Annotated in this window: 13 protein-coding genes; 10 read left to right on the plus strand and 3 right to left on the minus strand. The window is 48.9% G+C overall.

What is annotated here, in order from left to right; genetic code table 11:
* The first annotated feature begins 489 nt into the window (after window positions 1-489).
* Window positions 490-2,346 (plus strand): hypothetical protein, encoded by a 1,857-nt coding sequence (locus tag UXZ23_RS04535; protein WP_320819453.1) that lies wholly within the window; start codon window positions 490-492, stop codon window positions 2,344-2,346.
* Between the two features lie 63 nt (window positions 2,347-2,409).
* On the opposite strand, the gene yihA is transcribed toward UXZ23_RS04535, so the two are convergent.
* Entirely contained in the window at window positions 2,410-3,087 is a 678-nt protein-coding gene (yihA, locus tag UXZ23_RS04540) for a ribosome biogenesis GTP-binding protein YihA/YsxC (protein ID WP_025264446.1), read from the minus strand.
* 144 nt (window positions 3,088-3,231) lie between these two features.
* Between yihA and UXZ23_RS04545 the strand changes: the two genes are divergently transcribed.
* The 7 genes from UXZ23_RS04545 to glmS all read left to right on the plus strand — a co-directional run bounded on the left by UXZ23_RS04545 (window position 3,232) and on the right by glmS (window position 10,241).
* Window positions 3,232-3,534 (plus strand): c-type cytochrome, encoded by a 303-nt coding sequence (locus UXZ23_RS04545; protein WP_320819454.1) that lies wholly within the window; start codon window positions 3,232-3,234, stop codon window positions 3,532-3,534.
* A 58-nt stretch (window positions 3,535-3,592) separates the two neighbouring features.
* Window positions 3,593-4,195, plus strand: coding sequence for a c-type cytochrome (locus UXZ23_RS04550; protein WP_320819455.1), 603 nt, complete (start codon window positions 3,593-3,595; stop codon window positions 4,193-4,195).
* Between the two features lie 187 nt (window positions 4,196-4,382).
* A complete protein-coding gene (locus UXZ23_RS04555; protein WP_320819456.1) occupies window positions 4,383-5,015 on the plus strand; it encodes a thiol:disulfide interchange protein DsbA/DsbL in 633 nt (210 codons plus the stop codon).
* A 2-nt stretch (window positions 5,016-5,017) separates the two neighbouring features.
* Window positions 5,018-5,806 (plus strand): endonuclease/exonuclease/phosphatase family protein, encoded by a 789-nt coding sequence (locus tag UXZ23_RS04560; RefSeq protein ID WP_320819457.1) that lies wholly within the window; start codon window positions 5,018-5,020, stop codon window positions 5,804-5,806.
* 86 nt (window positions 5,807-5,892) lie between these two features.
* A complete protein-coding gene (locus UXZ23_RS04565) occupies window positions 5,893-7,542 on the plus strand; it encodes a diguanylate cyclase (RefSeq protein ID WP_320819458.1) in 1,650 nt (549 codons plus the stop codon).
* Window positions 7,543-7,615: 73 nt separating this feature from the next.
* Entirely contained in the window at window positions 7,616-8,416 is an 801-nt protein-coding gene (locus UXZ23_RS04570; protein ID WP_320819459.1) for a DeoR/GlpR family DNA-binding transcription regulator, read from the plus strand.
* 1 nt (window position 8,417) lies between these two features.
* Entirely contained in the window at window positions 8,418-10,241 is a 1,824-nt protein-coding gene (gene glmS, locus UXZ23_RS04575; RefSeq protein WP_320819460.1) for a glutamine--fructose-6-phosphate transaminase (isomerizing), read from the plus strand.
* A 1-nt stretch (window position 10,242) separates the two neighbouring features.
* Here the strand turns inward: glmS and UXZ23_RS04580 are convergent, their stop codons facing one another.
* Window positions 10,243-11,142, minus strand: coding sequence for a surface lipoprotein assembly modifier (locus UXZ23_RS04580; RefSeq protein WP_320819541.1), 900 nt, complete (start codon window positions 11,140-11,142; stop codon window positions 10,243-10,245).
* A 36-nt stretch (window positions 11,143-11,178) separates the two neighbouring features.
* Window positions 11,179-12,546 (minus strand): S8 family serine peptidase, encoded by a 1,368-nt coding sequence (locus UXZ23_RS04585; protein WP_320819461.1) that lies wholly within the window; start codon window positions 12,544-12,546, stop codon window positions 11,179-11,181.
* A 106-nt stretch (window positions 12,547-12,652) separates the two neighbouring features.
* On the opposite strand from UXZ23_RS04585, the gene UXZ23_RS04590 reads away from it, so the two are divergent.
* Both UXZ23_RS04590 and UXZ23_RS04595 read left to right on the plus strand, forming a co-directional pair.
* A complete protein-coding gene (locus UXZ23_RS04590) occupies window positions 12,653-13,150 on the plus strand; it encodes an RNA polymerase sigma factor (RefSeq protein ID WP_320819462.1) in 498 nt (165 codons plus the stop codon).
* Window positions 13,151-13,161: 11 nt separating this feature from the next.
* Window positions 13,162-13,833, plus strand: coding sequence for a hypothetical protein (locus tag UXZ23_RS04595; RefSeq protein WP_320819463.1), 672 nt, complete (start codon window positions 13,162-13,164; stop codon window positions 13,831-13,833).
* Window positions 13,834-14,007 lie beyond the last annotated feature (174 nt).

The following is a 14,007-nucleotide window of genomic DNA, read 5'->3' on the forward strand; positions in this document are numbered from 1 at the left end:
CTTGAGAGCTGGCAAACGATAAGCAAAAAAAGACCCAGGCGCCATTGGGGGCAAACGACTGGGTCAACTTCGGATCGTTGGGGAAGTACCGAAGAAAAGAACTACCTATGACGGGAGAGCCAATCCTAGGCTCACAATCAAAGGGAACATTTTCACTATAGACCTACCCAGCAACCTCGCCTGTTATTTCCTGTTTAATTTTTGTATTGATTATCGATTAACGATAGTTAACATTTATTCCTAACAGGCCAAAGGATCCATATGCCGCGCCAATACTCGCCGCAGAACCCAAGGCAAGCTCTCTTTTGATATTCAAATTTGAGCGGTTGCTAACAAGCCGACTAGCTTGCTGGCTCAAAATGACGCATCTAGCCCGGCAAGAACGTATTTATTTAGGCCAGTATTGGTTTCCGATCATCTCCTGCTAGACCGAATCCATTTATTTGGGACACTAGTGCGATAATTAAAATAACAAAAACAGGTATCACTATGTCTAGTACTCGCTCATTGCGTCTGATGCTTGCGCCCATATTGCTCGCCAGTGCGATAACGGCTCAAGCTGACGCAAACTGCAATCCCACATCCGTTGGTGCCTGCGGCTTGCCGTTTCCATCTAATTATTGGAGTGTTGATGACAGCAATTCGCCTACCGGCAAACGCTTATCCGTTCCAAATGGCGTCGTAAGAGATGAAGTGATTGCCCAATTACCCCTACAAGACGGCTTTTCACCAGAAGGCATTTTTAACGATTTCAGCGGTTTTTCTGCCGCAACACCGGTGATGTTCGAATTTACTAGCACTCCAGATGCAGACACTTTGCCACAAGATGGCGGTACAGCGGTTATGGCATTCGACCTAACCACCGGCGAACAGATTGCTATTCGAGCTAAAGTAAGCGATTACGCTCAGTCTGACAAAGTCACTGAAAAAACCAACATCATTGAAGTATTCCCACAAGTTCGCTGGGAGTATGGTCACGAAATATTGGTCGTTGTGACCAACAAACTCGATTTAGAATATTTAGAGCCTGGCATCATCGCTAAGCTTTTGAGCGGCACGACCGAACAGCGTTCTTACACTTATAAAATAACCTCGTTGTTAACATCATTGGGCATCAACTCTCTGAATGTACGTAACGCCACTCGCTTTACTGTGCGCGATCGTGCTGAAGTTGTTGAACCGATGCAAACCTTGGTTGATAACGTCTGGAATATGGAACACCCAGTCCGCAACTTAAATGTTACCTACAACTATTCAAACGCCAACATCGCTGCGCGCATTGAAGGTGAAGTTTTAATCTACAACTACCGTACCAACGATGGAACGGGTGTCGTTGATTTCAATAAAGAACCTAGCGAACAGTGGGTTGAATTCCGTTTAACCTTGCCGAAAGCCTCACGCCAAGGCCCTGTGCCAGTTGCTCTATATGCCCACGGTTTAGGCGCAACCAAAGAATCCGATAGCACAGTTACCGACATGAATGCGGATATCGGCATTGCTACCTACTCGATTGGATTCCCAAATCACGGTGCACGCGCAGAAGCGGACGGCGGCATGGTATTAACCATCGCAACAACCGATCAGCTAGCCAAAACCATCGGTATGATTCAACAAAATGCCATCGACTTTGCATCTGCCCACCGTGCATTACAAACCAGTCTTGCCAATATCGACGTTGTCGGTAAATCAAGTTGGTCAAAGTGGTGCAGCAACTGTGCCGATGGCGTTGTCGATATTGATGCAACCAATGTGATGATGGAAGGAACATCTCTTGGTGGTGTGTTAGGTTCTGTATATGGCGCTATCTCGCCAGATTTAAAGGGTGCGGTTTATCACGTAACTGGCGTTGGTATCACCAGCATTCTGTCTGATTCAATTCTGTGGGAACTCATGTTCGCTAGCCTAGTCCCAAGCGAAGCTAACGGTAGTGAAGCGGTGTTACTGCGCGGTGCAATTCAACAAGCACTCGATTACGGCGATGCAATTAACTATATCGACTACTTCCGTTACCCTCAGGCGGGTAAAGACGCTCGTCCACTGATGATCACAACGGGGGCAGGCGACACCATTGTTGGCAATCAAAGCAGCATAGCCGCGGCCAATTTAGTCGACCTCCCAATTGTTGGTGAGCCTTTGTACGATATGCCCGGTGTTCGCTTAGAAGCCGATTATGACGAAGACGGATATGGTATTCGCCATTACAAGCCAATCGTGGGAACAGTTCCCTTAATTTGGGACGGCACTTGGGCAGAAGCATTGAGCGCTGCATCGAGTCACTTAATCTTCACTCGCAAGTCGAAACAAGGTGATCAGCAAGAATTTATTAAGCGTTTCATTATGAACTAACGCATTGATTTACCAATAAAAAACCCCGGCTAGCCGGGGTTTTTTATTGTTCAAAATAAGCGATTACACAGTCGTATTGAGATCGTCGTCAGCCACGTCATCATCCGCTTGCTCGTCATCCGCCAACAGAGGCGGTAACAGCCAAGTGTTCAAACGTCGCTTTAATTCTTTCATGCCATCACCTGTGAGTGATGAAAATGTCTGAATTGTGACCAGATCACCCAAATCAGCAACGGCTTTCTTTACTTTAAGCAAAGTCGACTGAGCAGGGCCGCGTTTAAGCTTATCGGCTTTGGTTAACAGGATATGCACGGGCATTCCAGTTTCACCAGCCCAATCGAGCATAGCGTTATCAAACTCTTTCAGTGGGTGGCGAATATCCATGAGCAGAACTAAGCCCACTAGAGAATCGCGGTTATTAAGATAATGATCGAGTTCTTTTTGCCATTCGTTTTTCACGGCAACCGGGACCTTGGCAAAGCCATATCCGGGTAAATCGACCAATGCGAGGGGTGCTTCACCTACCTGAAAGAAGTTAATTAGCTGTGTTCGACCCGGTGTTTTACTGGTTCGAGCAAGTTTTTTTAACTCGGTCAGGGTATTCAGCGCACTCGACTTTCCAGCATTCGAACGGCCCGCAAAAGCCACCTCACGCAGGATATCTGTGGGGCACTGACTCAACTTCGCAGCACTTTTAACGAAGAAGGTATTGGTATATGTCAATGAAACCTGTTCTATCATGGGGTAAACGTAATGACCGTCTGGAAATTAATGTTATATAATGCGTAGCCTTGGATGACAGTCCCATTCTATCACAGGGCAATGAGTTCGAGGCCAAGCTGTTTTAACGGTTACGCAAAACAAGCAAGAGAGAGACTCACTATTATGAAAAAACTCGCTGTGATGGCGGCTATTGTCGCCGCTATGAGTGCCAACACTCAGGCATTCGATGTTGATGCTAAATACAAGCAAACCTGCGGTGCTTGCCACTCAATGGGTGTTGCTGGTGCTCCTAAAGCATTTGATGCGGCTGCTTGGGCACCGCGTTTAGCAACGGGAATGGACGCACTGGTTGCCAGTGTCACCAACGGTAAAAATGCCATGCCTCCTCGTGGATTGTGCATGGACTGTACTGCCGATCAGTACAAATTATTGATCAATTACATGTCGACTCCGAAGGCGGACTAATTTCCCCTTCGGCTACACTGCTGTAATAGACGAATTCACTTACAACCTGGATCTGATGATGAAAAACCTGTTGATTAGCCTGATTGTTTCTGCCGGACTAATGTCTGTTGCTCATGCGGGTGACGCGGAAGCCGGTAAAGCAAAATCCGCAACCTGTGCTGCCTGCCATGGAGCTGATGGTAACAGCATGGCCCCTACCTTCCCTAAAATAGCCGGTCAGGGCGAGCGTTATTTGATTAAACAGATCAAGGATATTCGTGACGGTCGTCGTAATGTTGCTGCCATGGCACCATTTGTTGCTGGCCTAAGCGATGAAGATATTGCGGATCTCGCCGCTTACTTTGGCAGCCAAGTTCCAACGACAGGCGGTGCTAAAGAAGAATTAGCTGAACTAGGCAAGCGCATTTACCGTGGCGGTATCGCAACCAAAGACGTACCAGCATGTATGGCATGTCACGGCCCAGACGGTAAAGGTGTTGACTTAGCGGGCTTCCCACGCCTAGCCGGTCAGCATGATGCTTATACTCAAGCTCAGCTAAATGCGTTCAGCACGGGTACTCGCGCCAACGATGGCGATAGCAAAGTAATGCGCAGCATTGCTTACCGTTTACACAGCAGTGAAATTGAAGCGGTATCGTCGTACATTCAGGGCCTGCGTTAATTAGCAGTTCCTCGATGAGAAAGGTGGCTTAGGCCGCCTTTTTTTATATCTCGACCCCAAGCACTGTCTCTAAGATTGCGTTAGGACAGTTTTACAGTCCTTTGCACTGTCAGTGGTGGGCAGCACTTACGCTTTTGTGTAAGAATACTGGGACAATAATTCACATTTAACACGGATTGGAGCTCTCATGCTTTCTCAGTTCAAACACTGGTTCACAGCCGCCCTTGTGTTGGTAAGCGTTTCTGCGTTCTCTGCTGAATACGAAGCCAACAAGCACTACAAAGTTTTAGAGCAGCCAGTGCCTGTGGTTCAGGATGGTAAAATTCATGTGGAAGAAGCCTTCTGGTACGGTTGCCCTCATTGCTTCGATTTGGAAGCTATCATTACACCTTGGAAAAACGGACTAGCCGATGACGTTCAATTTGAAGGTGTCCCTGCTATGTTTGGACGTACTTGGGTGTCGCACGCACAGATGTACTACACAGCCGATGCTCTAGGTGTACTGCCAAAAGTTCACACCAGTATTTTCGATGCTATCCACTTGCAAAAAGTACGCTTAGTTACCCGCGAAGACCAACGCGCATTTTTGATGGAAAAAGCCGGTGTTAGCGCCGAAGATTTTGATAAAACCTATGAATCATTTACGGTTAAGACTCGTATGAATCGTGGCGACAAGCGCGTGCGTTCTTTCCAAATTAGCGGTGTACCTGCCTTGATTATTAACGGTAAGTATGTAATTGATGCCACCTCTGCCGGTGGTCAGAAAGAGATGCTTGAAGTCGCAGATTACTTGATCAACAAAGAGCGCAACGGCCTATAAGGTTGACTGAACGCGTTACACTCCGTGAGTTTGTCGCAGTCCCAAAGGCTGCGGGAAGCTTGCGACTACTGACTTTCAATATGCAGGTTGGTATTCAAACCCAAGCCTACCACCATTATTTGCTCCGCAGTTGGCAGCACCTTCTTCCTTTTAAAGCCCGGCATCTAGCTTTAGATGCTATCGCAGATCTGGTTAGCCACTTCGACATTGTTGCCTTACAAGAGGCTGATGGCGGTAGCTGGCGTAGCGCAAAAGAAAACCAAGTGGAGTACATCGCGCAGCAGGCTAATTTCCCTCATTGGTATCATCAGGTTAATCGGGATTTGGGACGGCTAGCACAGCACTCGAACGGTTTGCTCTGTCGTATGGCAGCCAATCATATAGAGAAACACGCATTACCAGGAGTCTTACCTGGCCGCGGAGTTATGGTTTTTCGCTTTGGTTCTGGAGATCAGGAGTTAGTTATTGTCATAACTCACTTAGCTTTAAATCGTCGTACCCAACAGAATCAAATCGCGTATTTGGTGGATGCCGTTCGAGACGCTAAACACTTGATCATTATGGGAGATCTCAATCAAGAGGCTGAGTGGCTACTGCAACACAGCGCCCTGCAAACCTTAAGTTTGCATCCGATTGCGCCACATCTATCGACTTACCCCAGCTGGCGTCCCAATCGCGCCATTGATCATATTTTAATCAGTAGCAGCCTCAAGCTAGACCGCATCGCAGTTATAGACCATCCGCTTTCAGATCACTTACCGGTAGCGGCAGAAATCATCTTTTCTATTTAAACTTCCGGCTCACGATCATCCAGCACTTCAATAATTCTTATCTATACTTGCATCAATAATACACATTTACTTACTAGGGGTATTGAATGGCTGCTGGATCGGAAGCGGATGCTGCGCGCCGTTGGCGGGATAAGTACTTAAACTTACTCGACGAACACGAAAAACTTAAAACCTCGACCGACGATCGCAGCGATCAATTGCGCCGTGGTTTGTTAATGGTGTCGCTACTCGCAGAAGGACAAGCCGATAATGTCGACTCCGCACTCGGCAACCTGAGAGATACCATGAAGGATGGTAGCTTAGGGGTAAGTCGCAGCATGGACGAGTTAGAAAAAGTCGTGCGCCGCTTTGAAACGCAAAATGAAACCCAAGCTGGACTGCTAGCGAACGAGTTAAACTCCGTCGCCGATAAACTGTTGCAGTGCCCACTGCCGAAAAATCTGCTGAAAAAAATCCGCGACGTACGCAAGTCTTCCGCTAAAGACCTTAGCACTTGGGCGGGATACATTACTCAGCTGAAAGCTTGGAGCGATATTCTTGCCTCAGTAGCGACCCTTGAAGGTTACGATGAAAACGCTAAATCATCCTCTTGGTGGCAGCGCTGGTTAAAACCGCAAGAAAAGACAGAACAGCCCGAACCGACTGAAGAAATTGCAGAAGAAGAGAGCAGCGTAGCTAAGCAAGAACCGGGCTTTTCCCATATTGCCGCAGAAGTTGCCGATACCCTGGGTAAATTATTGTCTCGTCTTGTTATTCCGGAGCGTCTAGAAACTCGAGTGACGACGTTACAAGAGCGCCTTAATGGTGGGCTCAATTGGTATGAACTCGTTCCTCTGTTAGAAGATACGTCGCAATTTTTACTCGATTGCCTTGGTAGTGGCCAAGAAGAATTTGAGCGCTTCTTGCAGAGCCTCGATCAGCGCCTACAAGCAATCCAGTTGATGGTATCGGATGCCAACACAGACCAGAACGACCGCGAAAAAGCCCGCCATGATTTAGAAAGTATGGTGCGCGAGCAAATTGCAGATATACGATCAGTCGTTAACGGGCTCGGCGACTTAGGGGAATTGGGGTCAAGTGTTCGAGATCACCTTACCCTTATCGTTCAGGCAATGGAGCATTACCAAGAATGCGAAGTCGCGCGTGAACAGCGCTTAGCCGAGCAGTTACAAGTGCTGCAGGCTCGACTCAGTGAAATGGAGGCTGAGGCCTCTCAAGCACGCCAGATTATTGAAGACCAAAAAGCACGCGCAACCCAAGATCATCTCACCGGCTTACCCAATCGTGGCGCTTACCAAGTGCGCCTAGACGAAGAGTTATCGCGTCGCTCACGCGGCGGCGGCGCACTATCGATTATTATTGCCGACGTCGATCACTTTAAACGCATCAATGATGGTTATGGCCATCTAGCTGGCGACAAAGCACTACAACTCATCGCCTCTACTTTGCGAAAAAATCTACGCACTATGGATTTTATTGCCCGCTACGGTGGCGAAGAGTTTGTCATCTTACTGCCTGAAACCAGTACTGAAGAAGCGATGGACGTCGCGGAGAAACTGCGCAGTAAAATAGAAGCTTGCCCGTTCAACTTTCGCAGTGAACGCGTCGTCATCACTATGTCCTTTGGCATCAGTGAATTTCGCACTCTCGAAGCCGTTGAAACGGTATTTGAGCGTGCCGACAAAGCTCTCTACAAGGCTAAAGAAGAAGGCCGCAACCAATGCCAGCGCGGCTAGTGAAGTCAGTACTTGCCATTTAGTGTCGTTTTGATTATTTTGCTTAGCTAAATTTCGAAACGAAACCTTATTGATGACTCGTCGCCCAACTGTTGCTCGTCGAGAGCAAATATTACAACGCTTAGCCGAACATGGCCGCGTTCAGGTCGACGAGCTATCACTCCTGCTAAAGACCTCTGAAGTTACCATTCGTAAAGACCTTAACGTTTTAGAAAACGCGGGAAAGCTCGTTCGACGTTACGGGGGGGCAGTTCCCTCTTTTGCTGCCGATCCAACAAACGTTGGAACCGACTCTGAAGTTTCGAATCGAAAGGTAGAAATAGGTGCTGCAGCTTCTCGGCTGATTAGCGATGACACTCGTATCCTTATCGATTTTGGCAGCACAACGACGACTCTGATTCCTCATCTCAGTCGCTATAGCCAGCTGGTAGTCATGACCAACTCGATGCGCACCGCCAATGCCGTACTGGCATTAACCTCAGCGCCGACCTTGTTAATGACAGGCGGAACTTGGGATGCCCAAACGCACTCGTTCCAAGGGCAAATTGCTGAACAAGTATTACGTTCATACGACTTCGACCAGCTTTTTATTGGCTGCGACGGCATTGATTTAGAGCGCGGCACCAGCACCTTTAACGAATTACTCGGCTTGAGCCGGGTGATGGCCGAATCGGCAAAGCAGATTATCGTCATGGCCGAAGCCGATAAAGTAGGCCGCCGTATTCCAAATTTAGAAATTCCATGGCGTCAGATCGACGTTTTGGTCACCGATAAGCGCTTAAGCACAAGCGCCAAAACTCAAATTGAGCAGCACGGTGTCGAGGTCATTATTGCCGACATCCCTGCAACCCAGAATAAAACCGGAGAACAATAATATGTGTGGAATCGTCGGAGCAGTCGCCCAACGTGATGTGGTTCAAATCCTATTGGAAGGCCTACGTCGCCTAGAGTATCGCGGATATGACTCCGCCGGTGTCGCGGTAATCAACCCAGCGCAAGAGCTAGTGCGCGTGCGCCGCATGGGCAAAGTTCAATCGCTGGCAGCCGCCATTAATGCCGAACCCGTTCCCGGCGGTACGGGTATTGCGCATACACGCTGGGCAACCCACGGCGAACCTTCCGAAGCCAACGCTCACCCACATGTATCTGGTGACATAGCCGTCGTACATAACGGTATTATAGAGAACCACGAACACCTGCGCCGCGAGCTGCAAAGCCAAGGCTATGTATTCAGTTCGCAAACCGATACGGAAGTGATTGCCCATCTGATTGAACGTGAATTACGTGATGCCAGCGGCGAGAATCAATTGCTCACCGCTGTTATGGCTGCTCGTACCTTGCTTGAAGGCGCTTACGGTATGGTCGTCATCGACCGCAACGACCCAGAGCGTATGATCGTCGCCCGCTCAGGTAGCCCACTCGTGATTGGCTATGGCATTGGTGAAAACTTTGTCGCCTCCGACTTATTAGCCTTACTCCCCGTAACGCGTAAATTTGCTTACCTCGAAGAAGGCGACGTTGCTGAAATCAGCCGTTCGGACGTACGTATCTTCGACGCCGGTAATGAACCAACAGAACGCACAGCCACCGAAACGACGGTTGAGCACGATGCGGGTGACAAAGGCGAATTCCGTCACTACATGCTCAAAGAAATCTACGAGCAGCCAACCGCCATTGCCAATACCCTAGAAGGTCGCTTAGTGGGCGGGAAACTCAATCTCGAAGCACTTGGTGATTTAAGCGATATCGACCAAGTGCAAATTATCGCCTGTGGCACTAGCTATCACGCTGGCATGACGGCGCGCTATTGGATTGAAGAACTGGCCGGCATTGCCTGCAATATCGAAATCGCCTCGGAGTTTCGTTATCGCAAATCGGTTGTACGCCCAAATAGCCTGTTAGTAACGATTTCGCAAAGTGGCGAAACGGCTGACACCCTCGCCGCCCTGCGCTTAGCCAAAGAACTCGGCTTTACCCGTTCGCTGACCATATGCAACGTACCTGGTTCGTCGTTGGTGCGTGAATCGGATATGGCGCTGTTAACTCGAGCAGGCACTGAAATTGGTGTTGCCTCAACCAAAGCCTTCACCACTCAACTCGTTGCCCTGCTGCTGTTAACCGTCGCACTAGGTCGTGGCCGCGGCTTAACGGCTGCCGCTGAACAGAACGTCGCCAATGCACTGACCTTACTGCCGGGCTTAGTTGAAAAAGCCCTTACTATGGACACCGCCATCGAAAAATTGGCTGAACACTTCGCCGAGAAAAACCACGCCCTCTTCTTAGGCCGTGGTGATCAATATCCGATTGCAATGGAAGGCGCATTAAAGCTAAAAGAAATCAGCTACATACATGCTGAAGCCTACGCCGCAGGTGAGTTAAAACATGGGCCACTCGCTTTGATCGACGCCGAGATGCCGATTGTTGTGGTAGCACCACATAACGACTTGGTAGAAAAATTAAAATCGAATATTGAAGAAGTGCGCGCCCGTGGCGGTGAGCTCTTCGTATTCGCTGACGAAGCCGCCTATATTCGCCCAGAACGCAATATGAAGGTCATGGAAGTACCGCATTGCGACGCCATTATCGCGCCGATTGTTTACACCCTACCGCTGCAGTTGCTTAGCTACCACGTAGCTGTGATCAAAGGCACGGACGTAGACCAGCCGCGTAATTTGGCCAAGAGTGTGACGGTGGAGTAACTCAGTAGCGCCAGCGTATTCCGCTATCAATGCGGAATTGCTTGTAATCCGCGGCTTGGAGGTTCGATTCATTCCAGTCGCGAATCAACTCGAACTGGGCGCTCCAGCGCGGTGTAATTTGCCAATTAAGATCGGCACTTAAACGGATTTTGTCATCATGGCGCGCGGCGAGAATATCGCTGCGAATGCCATCGTATTGGCGCATTTCATAACGAGCCTTTATCTGTGTGCTCACGGTATCAGCTCCAACTTGCCAAGCCCGTTTCCACCCGAGACGCACAATACCGCCTTGATATTGATAAATATCATCCGGGGTTTGTTCGCGCTTCAATTGCACATTAGCACTGATAAAATGGCGGGTTTTATCGATAAAGCGATATAGATATAAACCCACTGCGTCACCATCACTATCGCGTAATGGGTAATCGACAAACTGCTTTTGCGTGCGGTCGTATTGCGCACGCCAATACCACTGCTGACCAATAAAAGAGCCAATGGCTGGGCTAATACGCCGCATGGTTAAAAACGCCTGACCATTCACATCTGCTTGTGCATAAACACCCGCTAACTCGTTAATAAAATGTGAGGATTTGTACGTTACTTTGCCAAGGCCGGTGTGCATTTGGGTATCGTATTGCGAGTAGTTTTGCCACTGACTGTCGTGACCTTGGTAGCGTCCAGTCCATTGCCAATGTGCCGGCCAGCGACCACTAGCACCCATTGCCACATTAAGATTTCTTGACCAATCGCCAAGGCCGGAAGTTCTGTCGATTGAATCAACAGCAACATTACTGTCGTACTCTAAGCCTGCAGCCAATTCGGCGCTGAATTCCGCCTGTGCCGAAACCGCAAAAACCGCCAACATAAAGGCGGTTTGTACTGGTCCCAATAACGTTTTCACAGACAAGATTTAAATCCTTCTTTACGGTAATTCCATTCAGTTAGAAGCTGCTCGCAGTTGTGGAAGCCCGTAACCAAAAACAGTGTCCTTGCCGCGAACGCCTAAATCTTTGGCCTGAACTTCCATACGCTCTACTTTATCTACGCCGTTACTCTGCTCTAGTGCCAATGCAGCGGCAACAAATACTGCAGCAACGGAGGTGCCATCCATCGTTTGTTCTCGCCCAGTACTTGCATCAGCGACTCGAACTCCAACGCCAGGAGCAGCGAAGGCTATATGATCCCCTTGGCAAGCTCGCGAATAAATATTCAAAGCCGCATCAATCGCGGTCACGGCAACCACACTAGAATACGCGGCAGGATAACGAGGAAAGGCAACTGGACCATCATTGCCAGCCGAGGCGACGATAATCACACCGCGATCATGAACACGATTTAATGCTTCTTCTAGTACTCGATTCGGAGGGCCAGACAAGGACAAGTTAATAACATTGACCTGTTGCGCTAATAACCAGTTCAATCCGGCGACTAAATCAGCCGCTGTCGCCACCACTAAGCCATGATCTGTGCGTGCAAACACCACGGCATTGTCTAATTCTGCCTGCGCTAAGATACCTGGCGCAGCACAATCTGCTCGGCCTGCGAATATTGATGCCATCGCAGTCCCGTGAGTATCGTCATTCGTTGCCTCTGGCAGGTAATACGCAGCTTGATGAATTTGTACACCAACCAAACAAGGATGGTCTTCCTGAATATGAGAATCCATCAAACCGATCTTAACGAGTAAAGATATCGGAGCCGATATGCCCATCATCTTTGCCAACGTCGGCACAGGAGTCGATATCGAAGATGGCGTCGTCGCCCCGTCCAGCCCATATAAATGGTTACTATCTGAGTCTTTTGGTGGGCGTACGCGCGAATCGTCGAAGGTAACTAAAATTCCGCCTAATTCAGTCATGACTTCGGTGGCGATAATATCTGCACCACTCGCTTTAGCATCGTTTAATTCTTGCTCGGTTAGCAAAGCGATGGTTTGTTCAGGTAGTGCTGGAAAACCACTTTCATCCAGCATCTCTTCCAGTTGCCAAAGTTGATGAATATGATCCTCAATGCCTTGGGTGATGAAATCATCATCTCTATGACTGCGGGCCTCAAACATACGTTCTAAGCGCTCTTCTAGTTCATCTTCTAATTCTTCAGCTCCCTCAAATTGCTCTTCAAGCGAATTCTCAATGTCGTGCTCGGCGCGCTCAAAGGCTTCGTCTTCACCTTCACTTCCAATCTCTGCCGTCAGCGATTGTTCTAACGCTTCTTCTGCATCGTCATCCGCCCACACACAGCTCGCAGCGACGAGCAGGCAGGTCGTAATAACAAAATGGCGCCAACTGGCGGTGTTGCGTTTCATCTAGTTCCTCGGTACAAACTGGGCAGCTTTCATCACTATAACGAAGATTGTGCATTTTTATTTCACAACATGGGAATAAAGCCCGTTAACGGGCGTTGTTAGGGGCATGGATACAACCGAATCTGATTTTCGCCAACAGCTGATCGCAGCGTTACCGGCACTGCGACGCTATTGCTATGCCTTAACAACACATCCGCAAAATGCGGAGGATCTTTTACAGGCATCCGTTGAGCGGGCACTGAGTCGATGGCAACAGTATCAAGTTGATACTCACTTTGATCGCTGGTTGTACCGTTTATGCCGAAACTATTGGATCGATACCATGCGTAAACAGAAGCCCAGCGAAACGTGGGATGAAGAACATGATTATGAGCAACAAACGCTGTCAACTGAACAGGTGTATAGCTCCAGCGCAACCCTGAGTAAAGTGCAGAGTCACATGCAAAAACTCAACGAAGCGATGCGCTCGGTACTCTACTTAGTGGCTGTCGAAGGTCGCAGCTATCAAGAGGCCGCCGATATTCTTAACGTGCCGATTGGTACGGTAATGAGCCGTTTAACCCGCGCGCGTCAGCAACTCAGCCGCAGCGTTGGCGATATTTAGGGGGGAAAACAATGATCCATTACAGCGATGAGCAATTATCTGCATTTTTAGATAACGAACTATCACCGAGCGAATACCAGCAGTGCGCCAAGGGTATCGCCGCCAGTGCTGAGCTGCAGCAACGTGTGGATGCCTTGCGTGCCGCTGACGAAATCGCCCGAGACTATTTTAAAAGTGTCGATGAGCAAGCCGACAACAGTGCCTTAATCGACTTAATCAACTCGGCACCATCAATGAACTCGGCAACGTCGGCCGCGAACAAGATCGTAGTCTTTCCGGCAAAGAAACCACTATTGACTCGCATTGCTAGCTTAGCCGTCGCCGCCAGTGTTCTGTTTGCAGTCGGTGCTCTGTGGCGTAATGTCACAGTCACCTCGCCTTATGCACAAGAGCGAGTTCTATTGTCGGAACTGAGTAGTGGTGAAATTCGCAGCTATGATGATTCTCGTGCCGAGTTAGTGCAGAGTTGGCGCACGAGTAACGGTGAAATCTGTCGCGAATTAATGCTGCATCGCACTGAAGGCTCCGACACTATAATCGGCTGTTGGCGCAATCATGGATGGGACATTGAAATGTTCAACAGCGATACTGCCGACTACCAACCGGCATCAGCTAACGATGTTACGTTCGGTGCTGAACTCTTAACAGTAGAAGAAGAAAGACGCTGGCTTGAGCAGCATTAACGTATATTGCCAAGCCTAGTTCGGCCAGCACCTCCTAAACAGGCAAGTTTCTGTCTAATTTGCTGAGCTTAACGTCAAGTTTCGCTCAATCCGACTTGCCTACGCGCCCCCTAACCCTGCACACTCCCTGTCCTGAGCGGCGAATGAATAGATAACGGAAGTATCGCGGCCCAT

Origin of the sequence: Thalassolituus sp., from assembly GCF_034111725.1 — a bacterium.
In the GTDB taxonomy this organism is placed as follows: domain Bacteria; phylum Pseudomonadota; class Gammaproteobacteria; order Pseudomonadales; family Oceanobacteraceae; genus Thalassolituus.